This window comes from Phosphitispora sp. TUW77 (genome assembly GCF_048453025.1).
Taxonomy (GTDB): Bacteria; Bacillota; Thermincolia; order Thermincolales; family UBA2595; genus Phosphitispora.
The window spans coordinates 957,788-977,258 of record NZ_CP156677.1 but is presented as its reverse complement, the minus strand read 5'-3'; the positions used below and the strand labels follow the sequence as shown (position 1 = coordinate 977,258).

General features: G+C 41.6%; 24 protein-coding genes. 2 read left to right on the top strand and 22 right to left on the bottom strand.

Annotated features, from left to right (window positions below):
• Positions 1–185: 185 nt before the first annotated feature.
• Positions 186–1,673 (bottom strand): glycogen synthase GlgA, encoded by a 1,488-nt coding sequence (gene glgA, locus ABFY19_RS04440; RefSeq protein ID WP_418792039.1) that lies wholly within the window; start codon positions 1,671–1,673, stop codon positions 186–188.
• 175 nt (positions 1,674–1,848) lie between these two features.
• Here glgA (ABFY19_RS04440) and ABFY19_RS04435 point away from each other — a divergent pair, with 175 nt between their 5' ends.
• Together ABFY19_RS04435 and ABFY19_RS04430 are read left to right on the top strand one after the other, a co-directional pair.
• Positions 1,849–3,153: an S-layer homology domain-containing protein gene (locus tag ABFY19_RS04435; RefSeq protein WP_418792038.1), complete on the top strand. Its 1,305-nt coding sequence runs from the start codon at positions 1,849–1,851 to the stop codon at positions 3,151–3,153.
• Positions 3,150–3,866 carry a tRNA 2-thiocytidine biosynthesis TtcA family protein gene (locus ABFY19_RS04430; RefSeq protein WP_418792037.1) on the top strand — a complete coding sequence of 239 codons (717 nt, stop codon included), beginning with the start codon at positions 3,150–3,152 and terminating at the stop codon, positions 3,864–3,866. Before ABFY19_RS04435 ends, ABFY19_RS04430 begins: the two co-directional genes overlap by 4 nt.
• Before the next feature lie 10 nt (positions 3,867–3,876).
• Here ABFY19_RS04430 and ABFY19_RS04425 read toward each other — a convergent pair whose 3' ends face one another.
• From ABFY19_RS04425 to ABFY19_RS04325, 21 genes are all read right to left on the bottom strand, one after another.
• Positions 3,877–4,074, bottom strand: a complete 198-nt coding sequence (locus ABFY19_RS04425) for a hypothetical protein (RefSeq protein WP_418792036.1) — start codon at positions 4,072–4,074, stop codon at positions 3,877–3,879.
• Positions 4,075–4,115: 41 nt separating this feature from the next.
• The gene (gene glgA, locus ABFY19_RS04420; protein WP_418792035.1) at positions 4,116–6,620 is read right to left on the bottom strand and encodes a glycogen synthase GlgA; all 2,505 of its coding nucleotides are present in this window, start codon (positions 6,618–6,620) and stop codon (positions 4,116–4,118) included.
• A 90-nt stretch (positions 6,621–6,710) separates the two neighbouring features.
• Complete coding sequence (gene nth, locus ABFY19_RS04415) at positions 6,711–7,355, bottom strand: endonuclease III (RefSeq protein ID WP_418792034.1); 645 nt, start codon at positions 7,353–7,355, stop codon at positions 6,711–6,713.
• Positions 7,356–7,371: 16 nt separating this feature from the next.
• Positions 7,372–7,851, bottom strand: a complete 480-nt coding sequence (locus ABFY19_RS04410; protein ID WP_418792033.1) for a hydrolase — start codon at positions 7,849–7,851, stop codon at positions 7,372–7,374.
• A 13-nt stretch (positions 7,852–7,864) separates the two neighbouring features.
• The gene (locus tag ABFY19_RS04405; RefSeq protein ID WP_418792032.1) at positions 7,865–8,167 is read right to left on the bottom strand and encodes a hypothetical protein; all 303 of its coding nucleotides are present in this window, start codon (positions 8,165–8,167) and stop codon (positions 7,865–7,867) included.
• 85 nt (positions 8,168–8,252) lie between these two features.
• Complete coding sequence (locus ABFY19_RS04400; protein WP_418792031.1) at positions 8,253–8,654, bottom strand: hypothetical protein; 402 nt, start codon at positions 8,652–8,654, stop codon at positions 8,253–8,255.
• 174 nt (positions 8,655–8,828) lie between these two features.
• Positions 8,829–9,020, bottom strand: a complete 192-nt coding sequence (locus ABFY19_RS04395) for a ferredoxin (RefSeq protein WP_418792030.1) — start codon at positions 9,018–9,020, stop codon at positions 8,829–8,831.
• Positions 9,021–9,063: 43 nt separating this feature from the next.
• A complete protein-coding gene (locus ABFY19_RS04390; RefSeq protein ID WP_418792029.1) occupies positions 9,064–9,204 on the bottom strand; it encodes a hypothetical protein in 141 nt (46 codons plus the stop codon).
• A 78-nt stretch (positions 9,205–9,282) separates the two neighbouring features.
• Positions 9,283–9,642 (bottom strand): hypothetical protein, encoded by a 360-nt coding sequence (locus ABFY19_RS04385; RefSeq protein ID WP_418792028.1) that lies wholly within the window; start codon positions 9,640–9,642, stop codon positions 9,283–9,285.
• 79 nt (positions 9,643–9,721) lie between these two features.
• On the bottom strand, positions 9,722–10,483 hold the full coding sequence (locus tag ABFY19_RS04380) for a 4Fe-4S binding protein (protein ID WP_418792027.1): 762 nt from the start codon (positions 10,481–10,483) through the stop codon (positions 9,722–9,724).
• Between the two features lie 19 nt (positions 10,484–10,502).
• The gene (locus tag ABFY19_RS04375; RefSeq protein ID WP_418792026.1) at positions 10,503–11,513 is read right to left on the bottom strand and encodes an aldo/keto reductase; all 1,011 of its coding nucleotides are present in this window, start codon (positions 11,511–11,513) and stop codon (positions 10,503–10,505) included.
• Positions 11,513–11,959 carry an acyl-CoA thioesterase gene (locus ABFY19_RS04370; protein ID WP_418792025.1) on the bottom strand — a complete coding sequence of 149 codons (447 nt, stop codon included), beginning with the start codon at positions 11,957–11,959 and terminating at the stop codon, positions 11,513–11,515. The genes ABFY19_RS04375 and ABFY19_RS04370 overlap by 1 nt, the downstream gene beginning before the upstream one ends.
• An 81-nt stretch (positions 11,960–12,040) precedes the next feature.
• Entirely contained in the window at positions 12,041–13,015 is a 975-nt protein-coding gene (locus ABFY19_RS04365; RefSeq protein ID WP_418792024.1) for a patatin-like phospholipase family protein, read from the bottom strand.
• Positions 13,016–13,067: 52 nt separating this feature from the next.
• Positions 13,068–13,904, bottom strand: a complete 837-nt coding sequence (locus ABFY19_RS04360) for an MBL fold metallo-hydrolase (protein ID WP_418792023.1) — start codon at positions 13,902–13,904, stop codon at positions 13,068–13,070.
• A gap of 75 nt (positions 13,905–13,979) precedes the next feature.
• On the bottom strand, positions 13,980–14,156 hold the full coding sequence (locus ABFY19_RS04355) for a hypothetical protein (protein ID WP_418792022.1): 177 nt from the start codon (positions 14,154–14,156) through the stop codon (positions 13,980–13,982).
• Positions 14,157–14,237: 81 nt separating this feature from the next.
• Positions 14,238–14,600 carry a hypothetical protein gene (locus ABFY19_RS04350; RefSeq protein ID WP_418792021.1) on the bottom strand — a complete coding sequence of 121 codons (363 nt, stop codon included), beginning with the start codon at positions 14,598–14,600 and terminating at the stop codon, positions 14,238–14,240.
• Positions 14,597–15,067, bottom strand: coding sequence for an EamA family transporter (locus ABFY19_RS04345; protein WP_418792020.1), 471 nt, complete (start codon positions 15,065–15,067; stop codon positions 14,597–14,599). Before ABFY19_RS04345 ends, ABFY19_RS04350 begins: the two co-directional genes overlap by 4 nt.
• On the bottom strand, positions 15,039–15,431 hold the full coding sequence (locus ABFY19_RS04340) for a DUF2304 domain-containing protein (RefSeq protein WP_418792019.1): 393 nt from the start codon (positions 15,429–15,431) through the stop codon (positions 15,039–15,041). The genes ABFY19_RS04345 and ABFY19_RS04340 overlap by 29 nt, the downstream gene beginning before the upstream one ends.
• Before the next feature lie 5 nt (positions 15,432–15,436).
• A complete protein-coding gene (locus tag ABFY19_RS04335; RefSeq protein WP_418792018.1) occupies positions 15,437–16,192 on the bottom strand; it encodes a glycosyltransferase family 2 protein in 756 nt (251 codons plus the stop codon).
• Between the two features lie 108 nt (positions 16,193–16,300).
• Positions 16,301–17,194: a substrate-binding domain-containing protein gene (locus ABFY19_RS04330; RefSeq protein ID WP_418792017.1), complete on the bottom strand. Its 894-nt coding sequence runs from the start codon at positions 17,192–17,194 to the stop codon at positions 16,301–16,303.
• A 17-nt stretch (positions 17,195–17,211) separates the two neighbouring features.
• Positions 17,212–19,440 carry a diguanylate cyclase gene (locus ABFY19_RS04325; protein ID WP_418792016.1) on the bottom strand — a complete coding sequence of 743 codons (2,229 nt, stop codon included), beginning with the start codon at positions 19,438–19,440 and terminating at the stop codon, positions 17,212–17,214.
• Positions 19,441–19,471: the final 31 nt, after the last annotated feature.

The following is a 19,471-nucleotide window of genomic DNA, read 5'->3' as shown; positions in this document are numbered from 1 at the left end:
ATTCCTTCACTGTTTTCATTATTTTTAAAAAATTTCCTTGTTTTCGGGATACCGCATTTTAATAAGGCTTATCTTCGCTTCGCTCTAAAACACAAGGTGGCAGATTTTCCCAACGGAATTAATCTGCCACCCTTTTAAAATCCCTTCTTAGGGCTGTTTCTATTATTTTTAAAGACCGGCTTTACTCATGCTATCCTGTGACCCCTGGTATATTTACTAATTGCCAAGTCATATAATTCGAGATATTCTGCAGCAGACCGGTTCCATGAAAAGTCATTTTCCATTCCGGAAACTACCAACTTCCTCCACCTATCGGGATAATCACGATATAATCTTAAGGCCCTATTAACTGTTTCCAAGAGGATAGCGGGATCATAAGCTTCAAAAGAAAAACCGTTACCCAAATCTTTTTTCATATCATAATCAACTATGGTATCAGCAAGTCCTCCGGTAGCCCTGACTATGGGAACCGTTCCATATCTCAGACTGATGAGCTGTCCCAAACCACAGGGTTCAAATTTGGACGGCATCAAAAACATATCCGAACCCGCGTAAATTCTCTGAGCAAGAATACCGTTATAACCAATATATAAGCCTATCTTATGCGGATAACGGTCCTTGAACCCAGCAAACATTTCTTCATAGTATTTGTCACCTTCTCCCAAAACAACGAATTGAATATCCTCTTTTAGCATTTCATCTATAATTTCTGAAATAGGATTAAGACCCTTCTGTTCAACCAGCCTTGAAACCAAGCCGATTACCGGCACGTCTTTAACAGGCAGATCCATTTCCTTCTGCAGGCTGTATTTGTTTTCGTATTTATCCTTAACGGAACGGGAATTATACGTTTTGAAAATCCGCGGGTCAGTTTCCGGATTAAACTCATGATAGTCAATTCCGTTCACTATGCCATGAAGGTCCTGGGACCTTTTCCGCAGCAAGCCTTCAAAACCCAGCCCATATTCAGGGGTTTGGATTTCCTGCGCATATTTCTTGCTGACAGTATTAATAACATCACCATATACAAGTCCGCCCTTCATAAAACTGGCCTGACCGAAAAACTCAAGGGAGTTGGGGTTAAAATACTCATCCCCAATTCCAAGTATATTCATTATCTCTGGAGAGTAATTTCCTTGATAAAGCAAATTATGGACCGTAAAAACAGTGCCTATCCTGCTGTAAAAGGGGTCATGACGGCTGTATTTTTCCCGCAGCAGAAAAGGAATCATTCCCGACTGCCAATCATTACAATGAATAACATCAGGCTGGAAACTGATTTGTTTCAACATTTCCAATACAGCTATGTCAAAAAAACCAAACCTTTCAGCATCATCGAAGTGACAGTATATGCCTTCACGGTCAAAATAGTGATAATTGTCAATGAAATATACAGGAACCCGCTTTATTCCTCCTTCAGGCAATTTGGCTTCAACATGGGACTGCCTGACAATACATGTCTCTTTCCGCCCTCCTATATTTATCGGAAAATCAATAACTGTGGAAAAATTATCGATACCCTGATATCTCGGGAGAATTATTCTGGCATCGTTTCCCATTGCAGTTAGGGCCTTAGGGAGGGATCCCATAACATCGGCAAGTCCACCGGTTTTAACAAATGGCACAACCTCTGCTCCTACTAGCAGTACCTTCAAATTCCTGTCAAGCATCATATTTTTTCCTCCAAAAAATGGTTTTTGCTAAAGAATAGCCTTATCTTAGATTGTGAAAACCTGAGGGTTTTTATTCTGTTTTAGTTTCTAAAATAATAAAATTACCCCCAGAAAACATTTTCTGGCTTCGATGTTTATATTAACCATTATTTTAATAGAAGGGAGGCCTCGCCCAATGCTTCGAACCAAAATAGTATCCATATTCACGGTTTTTTCTCTAATGGCTTCCTGTTTTTTCACGACAGGGTTTTCTTTTTCATATATTCATGAATTTAATCTGTCGTCAGTAATTTCTCAATCAGCTCCGGACCCATTTCCATTCAGTGATGCCAAAAACAACTGGGCTGAGGCAGCAATTGCTGAAATGTACGCTAAAGGTGTTATTGATGGCTACCCGGATTCAACGTTCAAGCCGAATAAACCGATAACAATGCTTGAAGCAGTAGTTGTTTTGGGGAAATTGTTAAATTACGACCCAGCAGAAGTTGATATTAGTTCAAATAAGTATCTGCAAATAAACTTCAATATTCCCGAGTGGGCAATTAGTTATGTAGCTTTAGCTTTAAAACAGGAACTTCTCCTATACAGTGAATTGCAGAAAGCATCTCTGCAGCAGCCCCTTACCAGGGAGGAAGCAGCTGTGTTTGCAGTCAGAAGCCTGGGCCTTACAAAACTGGCACGGAAGAAAACCAACACTGTTCTGCCTTTTTCGGATTCCCAAAAAATCGAAGAGAATATAATAGGATATGTCTCACTGGCATGTGAATACAAAATTATGAACGGCTTCCCTGATGGTAGATTTCAGCCTGACACACCGTTGTCACGGGCTGAAATGGCAGTAGTGCTGAGCCATATTGCACTCCATTTAAACTCAGACAGTATCACAGGATTTATTAAAAATATTGAACCTAAAAAAGATATTATTGATATCAGTGATGCAGCGGGCAATATTCGCCAAGTTAAGCTGTCCGGACATTTTCTGGTTTACCTGAATGACAAACCGGCTTCAATTGAACAATTAACTTCCGGTACTTACATTAAGGTTAACATTTCTAAGGATAACAGCCTGACAGTAATAATAGCCGAGTCAATTATTCCGGATAACGGCACACCTGTTTCAATTATACCTGTAAATGATTGTACCCTGCCCCAACTTGAGCAATGGGCTAACACAAATAAGGCTTCAGAAAATTACCTTGCCACATTATTTGATAATAACCTTTATTTCCTTGTCACCCGTGGAGAGAAAAAGACCGGGGGCTATACTGTAGATATAACGAAAGTATCCACAGTCAGCAATGAGAAAGGAATCACATATAGGGTTTGGACCACCAGGACTGATCCGGCAAAAAATGCCATGGTTATTGAAATGATTACTTATCCCTACTCAATGGTCAAAGTTCCAATTCCAGACAAACCTATTAATTCAATAATTTTTATGGATGAATTTAACCAGGTTCTGGCGGAAATCATACATTGAAGCGCATTTATCGAAAAGAGTTGTGGCAGCGAATTGGAAAAGCCAACGAAGATTTCAGGCTTATTGAGGAAGGGGACCATATTGCAGTAGGGATTTCCGGCGGCAAAGACAGTGCCGCACTCCTATATGTTATGACTGAATGGCAGAAGTTTTCCCCGGTCAGCTTCAAAATAACCGCCATTTCCCTTGATATGGGATGGGGCAGCGACCTATCACCACTGAAAAACTATTGTGCCGAGCTCACTGTCCCTTATCATATTGAACAAACCAATATTGGCCCCATTGTATTTGAAACAAGGCAGGAATCAAACCCTTGTTCACTTTGCGCAAAACTGCGGCGGGGAACATTACACGGTATTGCCAAAAAAATGGGGTGTAATAAAATTGCCCTAGGGCATCACCTGGATGATGCCCTAGAAACCCTGCTCCTGTGCATGTCGTTTGAAGGCTGTTTAAAAACTTTCAAGCCTAAGACGTACCTTGACAGGGCAGATATTACCCTGATACGCCCCATGATATATGTAGAGGAAAGGACTATTATAAAACTGGTGAACAGACTGTCCCTTCCCGTTATTCCTAACCCCTGCCCAGAAAATGGCCTGACAAAAAGGCAGGATATGAAAAAAGTTATTTCCTGCTGGGAAAAACTAAGTCCGTCCCTTCGTGATAATTTACTAAGCGCACTAAAAAACAGTACAATTTGGCCGCACTAAAACTTTCGCGCTAGGGCTTTGCTGTTTTTTTCTTTTCTTTCCTTCTTTCAAAGTAACGTGCCTCATACCTAAGATAGGCATCAGGATCATAGTTCTCATTCAAAGGGCATAACTCCGTATCCTGTTTACATACAAAGCAATTGGCACACTTCAAAGGTCCGGCAGGATGGTTTCTTCCATTACCGGTACCATTTTTATTTTGGTGCACTATAATCCCTCACCGCCTTAAATATTTCCTATGCCATTGTATTAATCCGATTTTTTTGCCAATGCAACGAAATATAATCTGACATATTCGAGGGCTGAGGCAGACCAGGAAAAATCTTCCGACATGGCTTTCCTGACAAGTTCCATCCAAAGTTCAGGCCTTCTCCGGTATATATCTAAAGCACGGTGAACAGCATCCAGCAATTCTTCAGACCTATAATTTGCAAAAACAAAACCATTTCCGGTACGCTCACCGTGATTATAATCCATAATTGTATCTGCAAGGCCCCCGGTCGCTCGTACAATCGGAATTGAACCATACCTTAAGCTGATAAGCTGCCCCAGTCCGCACGGTTCAAACCTGGAAGGCATCAGAAACATATCAGCCCCTGCATAAATTTGTTGTGCCAGTGAGGCGTTAAACCCGATATGGACAGCTGTTTTATCAGGATATTTTCCGGCCATTTCTTTGAAAAAACTTTCATAATACTGATCCCCTGCCCCTAGGACCACTACCTGGATATCGTCAGCAATCAAACGGTCATAAATTTCCGCCAAAAGGTCCAGCCCCTTCTGGTCTACCAGCCTGGAAACAAGGGCAATAAGCGGCTGGTCGCCTTGCGGAAGCTTCATTGCTTTCTGCAGGAAATATTTGTTTTTCCGCTTAAGTTCAACAGAAGTATAATCATAATTCTGTACTAGATGAGAATCTTTGGCAGGATCAAATTCTTCATAGTCGATACCGTTCACTATGCCGAACAAATCACCAGAACGCTTTCGCAGCAGTCCATCCATGCGTTCACCATAATCAGGTGTTTGAATTTCTTTAGCATAAGTCCTGCTGACGGTATTAATTATATCTGAATATACCAGTCCTGCCTTGAGAAAACTGATATCCCCATAAAACTCAAGACTCTCAGCATTATAGTACTTGTCATCAAGTCCCAGCAAGCGGAGACAGTCTTTGGGATAATTGCCCTGATAATGCATATTGTGGACAGTAAATAAAACAGCAGTATTCCGGTAAAAATTATTTTCACTGTACTGTTCCTTCAAGAGAATGGGAATCGGGCCGGTTTGCCAGTCATTGCAATGAATTATATCAGGTTGAAAACCGATTCCGGGCAGCATTTCTATAACAGCCCGGCAGAAAAAGGCAAATCGTTCCACCTCATCAAAATAACAGTATAGATTATCCCGATCAAAATAATTGTAGTTATCCACAAAGTAAACCGGTAATATCATATTACTGTCATTATTATCTAACGAGATACGGTGCTCACGGATTATAGCTGCCTCTTTCCGCCCGCTAATTGTCACAGGAAAATCATATATTGTATTAAGCTGTTGAGATATCATCTTATATCTTGGCATTACTACTCTAACATCATGCCCCATCATGGCCAAAGAGTGTGGCAGTGAGCCCGCTACATCGGCAAGCCCTCCGGTTTTAGCAAAAGGGGATACCTCTGATGCCACATAAAGAATTTTGAGTTTTTTTCTTTCAATCATTGGCTTCACTCCATTCATCCTGCTGTCATTACATATATAAGGCTCAGCTTCTCTAAGCAAATCTGCAGCTGCTTCAGGTGACACAGGGTTAATATGTATGCCTGAACCTATTTCAAAACCTGCTACAGTAGAAATCCTTGGCATGATTTTAATATGCCAATGGTTCCCATGGCATTGTATGCCTGTTGGGCAAGCATGAATTATCAGGTTATAAGGCGGACGGCATAGAGTTCGCTCAAGCTTTCTTATTGACCGTTTGAGAATCCTTCCCAGTGTTTTTATTTCGTCAATGTTGAGCTTTTCGAGAAATGGTTCATGCCTGGTGGGAATTATCCATGTTTCATAGGGAAAACGCGAAGCAAAAGGTGTTAATACTACAAAATCCTTTGTTTGTTCGATAATCCTGGAACCATCTTTTATTTCTTCAGAAATCATTCTGCAATAGGCGCATTCTCCATTGTTTTCCCAAAACCTTTCTGTCACTTTTATCTCTCTGGCAACTGTTTCAGGAACCAAAGGAAGCGTAATTAACTGCCAATGACTGTGTTCAAGAGATGCCCCGGCAGCAGCCCCGCTGTTTTTAAAAATCTGGATATACTTAATTTGCGGGAGTTCCGAAAAATAACGGTATCTTGAAACTATTGTCTCCATGACTTGTTCGGCATGGATATCGGATAGTTGGCCAAAAGTTTCATAATGGTTCGGTGTGTCGACTATGACCTCATGAGCTCCAACTGCATTAGAGACCTTTTTGCCTCCAATATAATGACAGTCCGGGTTACCCTCTGCTGTTACAGCAGGAAACTTGTTAGGAAAGGCCCTGACTATCCATCCAGGAGAGTCAGGTAGTCCTCCACCAGGCCTTAACGCAAAAATCTCAGGTGGAGTTTCTGTCTCATTGCCATAACAGAAAACACAACCACTGCTACCTTTTGAGTTTTCATTAGCATATTTAAAATCCTGGGGCCTTTTACTCCTTTCCGTGGCAATTAAAACCATATCTCCGGTAATCATGTCTTCTCTTATTTCCGGCAAAACAGCACCTCCAAAAATCCCTCCAAAATCCATATGATTTTATTATATGAGCTGTTCCCGGATACAAATACCAATATTCATTTTTTTCTTTCAAAATCCCTTTTTTTCTTGTCTGGCGTAATATTTGCAGTAGTCTTTCAGAAGACACTCATGACATTTGGGTTTTTGTGCCCTGCAAACCCTGCGTCCATGAAAAATCAGCCAGTGATGAGCCCTATTCCAATCGCTCTTAGGGATAACGTTCATCAGGTCGTCTTCTGTTTTTGCAGTTGTATCGGCAGCAGCTAAGCCCAGCCTGTTGGCTACCCTGAAAACATGTGTATCCACAGCAATAGCATCTTTTCCAAAGGCATTTGCCAAGACTACATTAGCTGTCTTCCGCCCAACTCCCGGGAGTGATATCAATGCCGCAAATTCATCAGGCACCCGGGAATCATATTTTTCTAACAAAATTTTGCTGGCTGCAATAATATTTCTGGCCTTATTTTTATACAATCCACAGCTCTTAATTTCCTTCTCCAATTCTTCATCTGTAAGAAGAGCAAACTCCCGTGGTGTAGAATACTTCCTGAACAGGCCGGCGGTAATGGCATTTACCTGCTTATCGGTTGTTTGTGCCGAAAGAATTGCAGCCACCAGTAACTGAAAAGGAGTTTCAAAATTAAGTTCAGGCTGTGGATTAGGATATAGTTCATTCAAAATTTGAAGAATAACGCCGGGTGCGGAGTTTTCCATTGTCTGCAGGCTCCTTTTATATTTTAGCAAGAATTATTGTTCGACCACCTTTTTGTTTTTCACAAACTTTACATGAATGATACCAAAAGAAAAAATCTGCCGTGATTATTTGTTTAAGGATCAGGTACCCATCAAACTGTTTCAGTGCCTTAGGCACTAAATGCTTAGGGCCTTTATACGCTTTGCTTATAAGCCTGAGCTTGTTAAAGGTTTTGATATTACTATCCTTTGCAGGTGGTTTAACTATTTCAATCATTATATTACCCATTAAAAGCCCGTCCTCAAAAAGCACAAAAAGAGGAGATACCGTCCTGTATCCCTTTTCCTCTATTTCTTTAAGAGTTTTTTGAATTTTGATTTCCGGATTCATGGGGAAGTGTGATACCATTGGCATTTTTGAGATATAAAAGGACCGCCCCGAGAGATCAATTTCTGTTAAATCCATATTATCAAATTGTTCCTCTGTCAAATCTGGGCAAAAACAATGTAATTTCACAGCTAACACCTCTTTATTCGGGCCTTTCCACGCCCTTACTACACTCAATAGTTTGCAAGGTTTTCAGGGCCATCCCTGTGCCTATGTTAATTCCCACACCAATAAACCACATTTCCTTCAATAGCTGCAACGGGAAATAACTGGCAATTATTATTAGCAAAACTAAGCCGATTATCCCCCACTTTATAGTGCTGCGCGCTTTTTCAGGGCGCCCCAGGCGCTGCCAATTCAATGCTGCCAGAAAAATGCCAAAAATATAAAATGGAGCAGATATAAATGGAATCAGTTTAGGGTTAATAGGTTTTTTTATTCCCACATAGTTCCCTCCCAAATTACTGCATAAGTCTCTTCATATACCTTAATAATAAAAGAAAAAAAGGCCTCATCAGAGGACTTTCTAGCTAAAAATCTCTAAGATTAAACCTAAAAATCCAGATATAAATATTAGCAATAATGTTATATAAAACCAAGTAAAGCGAGAGGAAAAACAACATTCCAAAAACATCACTTTTTGCGGAAAAAATGATTCCTGTTAATGAAGCAAAGAGGAACCCGCCACCTCCAATGGTAAAAAACCCCAGCCCCCACATCCGTCTCATATACAGGCCATATGAACCAAGAACAATAGGAACCACAACCACAAGTACCATCGGAAATACAGCTGCCCGGATACCCTCCGGCAGACAAGCCGGCTGAAGGATACCCTGTTCTACCAGGACAAAGTAAGCTAATGTTATTATCGAATTCAATAGAGCAAGAACAATAACAACATTAAACCTGAGATGCCTGCCGTCAGTATACAAATCAGTTCTCCCCTTACTAACCATTTATATAAATATGGTTTTCATTGCCATTGTTATTCTCTCCCCAAATCTAATTTTCCTCCTTAATATAAAAATAAACTTTGCTAAGTTTAAATAAAAAAACAGAAAGTGCCTTTATAATTAATTTTCGCAATTAAGGCACTCCCCTTCAATTTATTCTTCTTTAATGGCGCCCGTGGGGCATTCTTCTACAGCCTCATGGGCCAGGTCTTCCAAATCAGACGGCACATCGAGGATTTTAGCCACAGCCTTATCATCATCACCCCATTCAAAAACATCAGGGCAAGTACTGATGCAAAGACCACAGCTAACACAGTCATTATCAATGACTTCAACTTTCATCATAATCCCTCGCTTCCTCATAACGTTATATAATATTCGTGTCTTATTATGGTCCTATGTCGTTGGAATTATGCAGGCTATCACCCACTGCACCTAAAAAGCTGCGTACAGCAGGAAATTTTATTACTTCATTAATTGCCTTAACAAACTCTTCTCCTCGCGGCAAATCTGCTGTATAAAAAACCACAAATTCTTCCTGTGCCGGTTGAAAATCTACTTTGGTTACTCCTTCAAACTCTTCCAGAGTCTGCCTGACACGCCTAACTCATCCGCCGCATAATAAGCCGGTAACTGACAGCACTGCTTTCCTCTCTTCAGGATTTGTTTCGGCATCTGATAAAACCGTAACTTCAGGGTCAACAAAAATATTTGCTGCACTGGGACCCCGTCCCTTCCGGACAGACCGTTGCTGTCCGGAAGGGTCTTCTTGTACAGAACAGCAATGGCATCCTTTACCAATAAGCTTATCAGCAGCTACAAATGGGGTACTGACAAACTCTTCTGCCACATCCACCATCTGTTTGCCGGAAGTATTTTTGTCATCCAGGAGCTTACGCACGGCCTTTAGGGGCAAAAGTGCCAGTGACTGATTCAACCTGATGAATTCTTTAAAAATATTTTGCATATCTCTTTTCACCACTTTTTAAAATATGATTTATTATTCCCCTAATATTTTTGAACCATACTAAAAATGGTTGATTCATTTAAAAAGACTTGCCAAACTCCGGAGTAGTATCCGACTTTTTTCCTATTCCCACTGTCAGGCAATTTCTTGGGCAGCTATTAACACACTCGGTACATAAAATACATTCCGGATGTGAGACTCGCTGTCCTTCTTTTATATAGTCCAATATAGGCACATCCATGGGACAAACTTCTTCACACCTGCGGCAATTGCTGCAAGTCAAGTGATTTTTTTCTATTTTCAGGATACTCCTTGGAGATGTCAGGGTCATTAACGCCCCCGCAGGACATAAGTACTTGCAAAATGCCCGGCGGTCACCCAAAACTAATGCCAGGATTATTCCTATAAGATATATCAAAGCATTTTCTATCAACAGCCACTCAAACTGGGCTTTCGGACTTCGGATAATATAACCTGCCGCAATAAGGAACCCAGGAATAACCAGGGCAATTATAAGTACCACATATTTATATATAAGACGTTTTTCCGCAATTCCTTTTCTTGCATTCCTAATGGGGAGCATCTCGAAAACTGAAGCATTCCAGCATACCCAGCCGCAAAAGCCGCGCCCGAACAAAAGGGGACCAAAAAACTTAGCTATTGCCACATGTGTAACTGCCCCGGTAAATACGCCTGCGAAAATATCAAAGACAATCTGGCTCAATTGCAGATTGCTTTTCCCTGAAATAAAGTGAATACTCCAGTAGTATAGAGTAAAAAACAGCAAGAAGGCCAAACGAGTCGATATTCCCGGTGATTTCCTGTTTACCGGTCTATACATTGCATTACCCTCTTCCTATCTATTTTTTCAGGTGAAATCCGGCTTCCTTTAACATTTCCCTAATAGGCAGGCTGTAAGGACATTTTTCTTCACACTCTCCACAGTCAATACAATCGGATATTTTAGCCGGCATAGGCTGATATCGTTCCACGGCCCATTTTTTTAATCCATAACGGGTCCAATAAGCTTCCAGCAGAAATATTGTCGGGATATCTATTCCCCTGGGACATGGCTGACAATACTCACACCTGCGGCAGAACTTCCGGCCTAAGAGCTCCATTTCTTCAGCCAATAGATTTTTTTCTTCACCCGATAAGATAAAATCGGCCTGCCCGGCAGTGATATTTTCTGCAACCTGGGATACTTCATCCATTCCAGGAATGGTTGTTGTCAGTCCGTTATTAAGAATGAATTTAAGACAGGCAGCCTTATTTTTAAATGCCCCTCCGGCAAAAGGCTTCATGGCAATTGTCCCAATATTCATTTCACAAGCCAGCGGCAAAAGTTCGTCAAGGGCGGCGGTTTCCACAGGGTTAAATGGAACCTGCACGGTATCAAAACACCCTGTTCTGATAGCCTTCACAAGAATATCCGGTATGTGACCGGTAACCCCAATAAAACGAAGTTTCCCGCAATTCTTTGCATCCTGAAGAGCTTCCAGGGCGCCTCCCGGAGCCAATACCTTTTCCAGGCTCCCTTCATCCTTAACATTATGCAGCTGATATAAGTCTATAAAGTCAGTTTTCAGCTCCTTAAGGCTTATATCAATATCCCGTATCATATCCTGCTTACTTCTGGCCATTGATTTGGTCGCTATAATCAGTTTATTTCTATAATCTCCGATAATATCCCCCAATTTAGACTCACTGTCCGTATATGCCCGGGCAGTATCAATAAAATTAATTCCACCTGCTACTGCTGCTTCAACTACCTTTGCAGCCTGATTATAGCTAACTCTTTGAATGGGAATTCCTCCAAAACCTATCACAGAAACCTGTAGGCCTGTTTTCCCCAGCCTGCGTAACTGCATTAACTATTCACCACCACTTTTTCGGCAATTCTGGTCCAAAGTTCGGGGTCCTTTTTAGTCAGGTTTACCGGCTTCCCCGCACTGTCCACAAAAGCATGTCCGGTATCTCCCTCAGCAATGACCCGGCCCTCACCGGAAATCAATTGATATCCAAAATGTATCCTGGTTGGCGCCAGCCGCGTTACTGTTGTCTGTACAGTTATCAGGTCATCATAACCCGCAGGAAACCTATACCTGCTCGCAGCCTCAGTAACCGGAAGCATTATACCCCTCTCCTCAAACACTGTATAGGGAATTCCCAAAGACCTAAACAGCTCGGTCCGGCCTACTTCAAACCAAATAAAATAATTCCCATAATAAACAAAACCCATTTTATCGGTTTCTTCATACCTGACCCGAATTTGTATTTCATATTTAACTAAAGGAGGTTCATGTTTTTTATCCACTGAAATTGCTGCTCCTTTCCCGTTTTTGCTGCTATCAATACAATTATATGCTTAACAAACAGTATCGTCCAGTAAATACGATCAGTCACTGTACTTTAGTAAATAAGAACGATAATTCCAGTCTTTAAAGAAATCCCTAGCCGCTGCAGCACCCGAATCATACAGTGACCGGATGCACTCTTCCGAAATATCAAAATCAGTGGTTCTGATTCCAAAAGTTGGAATAGCTATTGTCCGCTGAAAATTTTTTTCCTCAACAAATCTGTTGTCATGTCCTTCCAGCATGGTGCCAAAAAGCGCTTTCAGCATTGAAATAGGACCATTAATATCATTGTGCCGTTCTTCATTTGCCCCTATCAGCTTGAAACCAATTGTCGGCATATCCTTTAATCCAGTATCCCAATCAAAAAGCCAAACCGGAAAATTACTTAATAACCCTCCGTCCACAATGTAACTGTCAACCTCCTTGCCGTCATCTCCTTTATGTGTCACTACGACAGGCTCAAAGAAAAAAGGAATGCTGATGCTCATGCGTACAGCGGCAGCAATCTCAAGTTTATCAGGATCTATACCGTAATGAGCAATATCCTGGGGCAGTACCAGCATTTTACCTGCTGTTATGTCAGAGGCAATAACTCTGAGGCGGTACCGCCCCGGAAAATTACCTGGCCTGTTCACAACCACAAGATCGCCAAAACGCTCTACCCCTTTAGCCCTAAGGGCTTCCCTGACCCAGTTTTCAATATAGTCACCCTTGTAAAGCCCCAGATTAACCTTTAGGTTCCATGCAGGACCAAAAATAGGCAGCTTGCAAATCATGTCGTTATCCTCAAACCGGCGGTAATCGATACTGAAAATCAAATCCCTGATTTCCTCCGCAGTATACCCGGCAGCAACCAGTGAGGCCACTATAGCCCCGGCAGAGGTGCCTGCAGTATACATCCAGTCGTAATATTCACTGGCAACCGACAGAGCCCCGGCGATTCCAATCCCTTTAATCCCTCCGCCCTCAAAAACAGCATTGGCTTTTTGCTTTTTTCTTGTTAATGCAGTCATTATATTCACCCATAATATTATATAAAAATCCCGCATTATTGGTGAATCTTAATCAGGTTTGCAGCTCTGAAATAAGAATCTTAATATTTTCAATGTGCATTTTAAGCATAACCCCCTCAATACGGCGGTTTCTATATTTCAAGCCTGAAAGCGCTTCAATAATCTCCCCGGCCTGCAGACCTCGTGCCAACAAGTCCTGAGTGCCTTCTGTCAAACCTGTCAGATAATCCCGGTCACTTTGAATCCTGTCATTAATTTCCTCTCTCCCATAAGCAATGTCCCCATGTCCCGGTACCACACAGGTTATGTTATAGTCCGTGATAATTTTTGCGGCTAGGTTCAGCGTTTTTCTGTACGCCGCCGGACTAAAATTCACAAAGGGAAACTCCAGGTTCGACAGGTAGTCCCCGGCAAACATTATGCCACGTTCCGGGCTGATGGTGAAAATACAGTCCCCGGTATGGCCGGGGGCATGAACAAGTATTAATTCATCACCCTTTATGGGAATCTTGTACGTCTCCTGAAAAGTTATCACAGGCTCTGGAAAAATAAAGGGAATTGTACGCCGTACATAGTAGGTTTGGTCAATATCATTTAACTGGATTATTTGATAATTGCGATCACATAACAAAAATTGTTCATGGGCTACAAGCTTGAAATTCTTAAAATACTGATGACCTATTACGTGGTCAAAATCAGAATGAGTAAAAATTATGTACCCGTTAAAACTGCGTTTCCTGCTAACAAAATCTGCTATTATCCTGATTTCTGTTGGGAAATAACAGGGGTCAATAACCAGGTTGGCTGTTTCATTTATGATAACAGCACTGTTGGTCTGCCACATGGAACTCTGATAAATATAAATATCGGGGGCTATTTTATAGGGCATAAGTTCACCGCCTTTTTTAGATTATCCGGCAATTAGGCAAATAAAAACAAAAGGTTTGCCATTGGCAAACCCAGTTTAATTTGGAGTATCATTTTCCAGGTTATGATTTTCCGTTGTATCATATACCCGGTATGGTTCAATCTCCGCTTGCCCGCTTAATTCCTGATTAAGCTTATAAAAGTAAGACCCGTTATAAGTAGGCCCGTCATTTGCCACATCAATTACCGGTGTATTCTCTATGTCACTATTCATAAACTGCTACCATCTCCTTATATGTTTTTAACTATGATATACCACATTCCGGAAAAATATACATCGACCGCCTTTTCCCGGTTACATCTTCATGTTCCTGCCAGAATCTGTCTCGCTTGTATAATTATACTGATCTTTAGCATAATCAGAATCAATCTTACGCCATTTGTTTCCATATACGCTCATCTGTTCCTCCCAAAGCCCGCCACACACAGGACATTTTAGCAAAACAGTATTTTCCGGGCGCAGCATGGATAGGACGTGCCATTTTAGCCTGGGATTGCCACATTCGCAGGGTTTGTTTCCCCATCCGGTGGATTTTCTCATCATATTAAAGCTCCGTGCATTATCCTGTACCTGTTTTTTTAATTTACGATTAAAAACTATTAATACCCAGGTGATAACCAGAATTATAAAGAGTATTACTGATTTCGCAAACGTCATCTGTTCTCACCTTTTTTATATATATAATAACCGGTATCTGCAGGTGCCTCTGAAACGCAACCCGTATGTTCCTTATCAATATCCGTTCCGCCTTCATTAACCTTAATATTATCCTGTGGTGTACTAAAAGAAACCAATATCACCCCGGCAATTATGACAAGTACTCCTATCCAGCGAATCATGGGCACAGTTTCACGAAACAAGAGCCAACCAGCCATAACTCCAAGAATATAAGCCATACTCTGCAAGGGATAAGCATAACTTAACTCTGCCCTTGAAAGGACCATAAACCATATAACTGTTGCCACCACATACAGAGCAAGCCCGCCAAGAATAAATGGAGACAGGGCGACCCGCACCATATTGTCCAGAGAAAGTCCCCCTTCCCTGGTCAATCCTATCTTCCAAAGTATCTGCCCAGAGGTCAGCAGAACAACATTAAAAATTATCAACACGATTGTTCTCAATCTGTTCCCCCCTGTTGACAGTTTCATAAAGGTCTTCAACCTTCTTATTAAGCACTCCAACCTCCTGGGCCAGCCTGACATTCTGGTTATGCAGCCTCGAAATAATTACAGAGTAATGGAGTATCAGGGCAAAAGAAAAAAGAATCCCTACAATAAACAGCAGTGAAGGCGCATAATAAATGCCCAGCCACTCGGCAAGCCTTTCAATCAAATCCCGCCACAGTGCCAGTATCAACATAACCCCACCGACAAACAACCACAACAAGGAATACTGTTCCTTGAGCCTTTTGCTCCGAACAAGCTCAAGAACAATAACAAGGAATCCCAAGCTGAACAAAGCTGAAAACAAGAATATGCTAATCAATTATTTTAAGCCTCCTTTTTATGTGCCCTAAGCAGGTTCATGAAAATTGCCAGCAATACTTTAATCATATAATATATCGATTTGATTGGTGTAATGGAGGACTTGCCATATTCACGGGGTGCCATAGTTACAGGCACCTCTTTAATTGAAAAACCGCTCTTTTTCAGCAGGACCAAGGCTTCCACTTCAGGATAGTCAGTTGGGTAGTTGTCGACAAAAAACCTGATAACCCGTTTACTGACTGCTCGGTAGCCGCTGGTAGTATCTTTCAAAGGTTGTTTGTTAATAAGTGAAACCACGGTAGAAAAAACCAACATTCCAATTTTGCGGGCAAAAGGAGTTTTGTATCCGGTCTTAGCAACATAACGTGAACCCAATACCATATCGGCTTCACCGCTGATTACCGGTCCAATAATCCGGAGCAGGTCTTCCGGGTTGTGCTGGCCGTCGGCGTCCACCTGTATAGCAACATCATAATCATTTTTATGGGCAAAAAGATAGCCGGTCTGGACTGCCCCGCCTATACCAAGATTAAAGGGAAGGTCAATGACTTTAGCCCCTGCGGCCCTGGCAACTGCCGAGGTAGCATCCTCGGAACCGTCATTAATCACAATCACATCTATCCCGGCAAATTCACGAACCCTGCCAATAATCCCGGGAAGGTTTCGTTCCTCATTAAATGCGGGAATAATAACAAGCACTCTCTTATCTTTCAATATAACACTATTGTCTTTCAATATACTATCAGTATCTTTTAGCATCTTATCCCCCATATTGAGGCAAATTAAAAAACAACTCCTATTATCTGGATAATATAGCCAATACTCTCTAAAACTATTATACAATAATGCCGCCTTTTGGAGAAATACTTAATCCTGACCGGCAGCTAGATAACCTTTGGCTGTTAGAATCCGGGTACCCTCTGAGCTTCGGATAAAATCAATGAATTTCAGAGCATCCCCTGCCGGTTTCCCTTTTGTTACCAAGGCCAGTTCTTTTGCATATGGGTATTTCCCGTTTAAGACCATTTCATACTCGGGACTCACTCCATTTATCTTTAGCATGGAAAGTTCCGGGTATTCGAGAGTTAGCCCCCCCATGTCTGTCCAACCAATACTATATGGTATAGAAGTAATAGCCTCGTTCATCGTCTGATCAGTCCTTATCAATATTGCACCAGGTAAGTTGCCGGCATTCTTAAAACCATTTAGGCACCTGTCCCATACAATCCTGGATGATTCCGTCAGTTCCCTGGTAAGAACAATAATTTCATGGTCAGGCCCGCCAACTTCCTTCCAATTGGTGATTTTTGCGGTGTAAATCCCCAGAAGCTGGTCCTCGGTCAGATTTTCAATCTTAACATTATTGTTAACGGCAAAACCTATCAGCACCTTGGCATAAGGTATATATTCCAGCCCAAGTGTCTGCTCTTCAGGCAGAAATTCCCGGGAAACCAGGCCAATATCAATTAGTCCTTGATTGACGCTGTTAATGCCGCCGGCGGAACCCAGGTGTTCCGTTATTTCTAGCCTAATGGCGGGATTCTGCTCCATAAACGCATTGGACAACTCCCCAATAATTGATAAGTGAGACCCTGAACCGCCCAGCATAATACAAGATTTTTCAGAGTTTGTTGTCCCTGAATTATTGGGTCCTGATTTACTTTCTTCGGCCTCATTGTTGCTGCATCCCGAAACCAAAGTTATTATAAATGTTAGTATTATAACACAGATAACCGCGTTCAAAAATCTGTTTCTGCCCATTTCACCATACCCCTTTCTTAGGAGACCATTTTGGTTAGATTAAAATTGGTCTTATCCAGAACCTGCAAAAATGCTTCTACAACGACAGGGTCAAAATCTATCCCGGAATACTTAACCAATTCTTCCTTAGCCTGCTGAAAACTCTTTCTTTTCTGATATGGGCGTACAGATGTCATAGCATCAAAACTGTCTGCCAACTTGATGATTCTGGCTGGCAGAGGAATCGCTTCCCCGGAAAGTCCCGCCGGATAACCTTTCCCGTTAAACTTCTCGTGATGATGCAGAACCAGTGGGGCAATATCACTTAAGGATTTAACTGATTTTAATATATCAGCCCCTACTTCCGGGTGGCGATGCAATATCTCTATTTCCTCCAATGAAAGTTCCCCGGCTTTATTTAATAGTTCTCTGTCCAATTCAATCTTGCCAATGTCATGCAGATAAGCGGCAAGCTTTATCTTTTTCAACAAAGCCTCATCCAGATTCATGGCCTTTGCAATAAGAAAAGCATATTGAGCCACCCTTTCCGAATGCCCATATGTGTATCTGTCTTTTAAATTTATTATTGATATAAAAGTATTAATAGTATTAATCCGCCCATGGTCAGCTTCATTAACCACAAGCTTAAGTTCATCCAATCCCGAATAATAAACAACAACCTTGTTTCTGTTAGTTCTTTTAGCCTTGTAAAGCGCATCATCTGCCATTTTTATGAGCTCATCCTGCTTAGTAGCAGGAAACGGCGCACTGGCTATGCCCCCGGAAATACTCAGGATACCGCCTGGCTGAGTCTCCCTGCCCGCAAAAAGGTGTCCGGCCACCTCCTGCCTGATGCGTTCACTTACATAATATGCCTGATCTGGAACAGTATCAACCAAAATGATGGCAAATTCCTCTCCCCCATAACGGGCGGCAATATCCACACTCCTGATGTTGTTTTTGATAATCTCTCCTATGGTATGAATTACCTTATCACCGGCCGGATGGCCATGAGTATCGTTATACTTTTTAAAATAGTCAATATCCAGCATTACCAAGGAGATGGGCGAATTTAGACGTTCCGCCCTATTTAATTCCTCCCGAAGGCGCTGCTGAAAATACCGGTAATTGTATAAACCCGTCAAACCGTCTACTGTAGCCAGCATTTCGGCTTCATCCAGTCTGACCTTAATTTTGTCAGCCATAAAATTTATCGCTTTGGCAAGTTGTCCCAGTTCGTCACCCGTAAATATCTTGATTCTTTTGCTTAAATCCCCATTAGTGATTGCTGTAGTTACTTTCAGCATATTGGTCAGCGGTCTGAGGATTAGCTCAGCCAGCAGGAAACTGCTTAAAAATATTAAAGCTGCAGCAACAACGGTAATTGTTATGATATCCTTGGATAATTCAGCCATAGCAGCAACCAAATAGTCATTTGGGACCATAACGGAAATTATGCCATCATCACCGATAGCTTGCCAAGCATTGAGGTATTCATTCTGATCTTGAGAAACCAAAACCCGATAACTATTATCCTCCATTGAAGCAAGTAATTGGGGTATTATTTCAGCACGGGTATCCTGATTTAAAGTAGAAGCAACCAGTTTACCGGCATGAAACACATTAATTTCTACATCTGACCGGTCCTTTATCTGTGAAAGCTCAAGATCGCCATAATGTCGGTCAACTATAAGGGCACCAATTGGCACACCATAACGGGTAGGGTCAAAATTAATGGGGGTTGCCGCAAAAATTTCGAAGCCATTATTAGTTACACTAAAATCAGAACGGGTTACTCCCTCTATTGCACGTTGAACAAGCCGAGTTTCAGCAGGGTTTGCTTCTAATACTCGGCTTGATAATTCAACTATAATCTCTTTGTTGCTATTAAAAATTTGTATTTTATGAAGTCCTGAATAGTACTTAACAGGAACCAAAAGCTCATAAAGCATTTTCTTATCTTTTCTGGTCACTGCCTTTTCTAATTCCGGCGAATCTGCCAGCAGTCTGGCATAAGCTTCGAGGTTGAAGGTTTCGTTCTTTAAATTTTCAACAGTCCCTGTCAATACATCATTAACCTTTTGCTGCTGCATTGCTTCAATTTTTGATCCAATCAGGTTCATGGAATAATATGAAATAGCGGCAATAGCACAGAACGTGGCGATAAAAAAAGGGATAAACATTTTTGTCCTTAACCCTATAGAATATCTGACCTCCACCCGGTTTATCAAATTTAATAAAGACTGTCTTGTTTTTTTCAAAGCCATGGTCTCTCCCCCCCAGTGGCAGTTCGAAAAA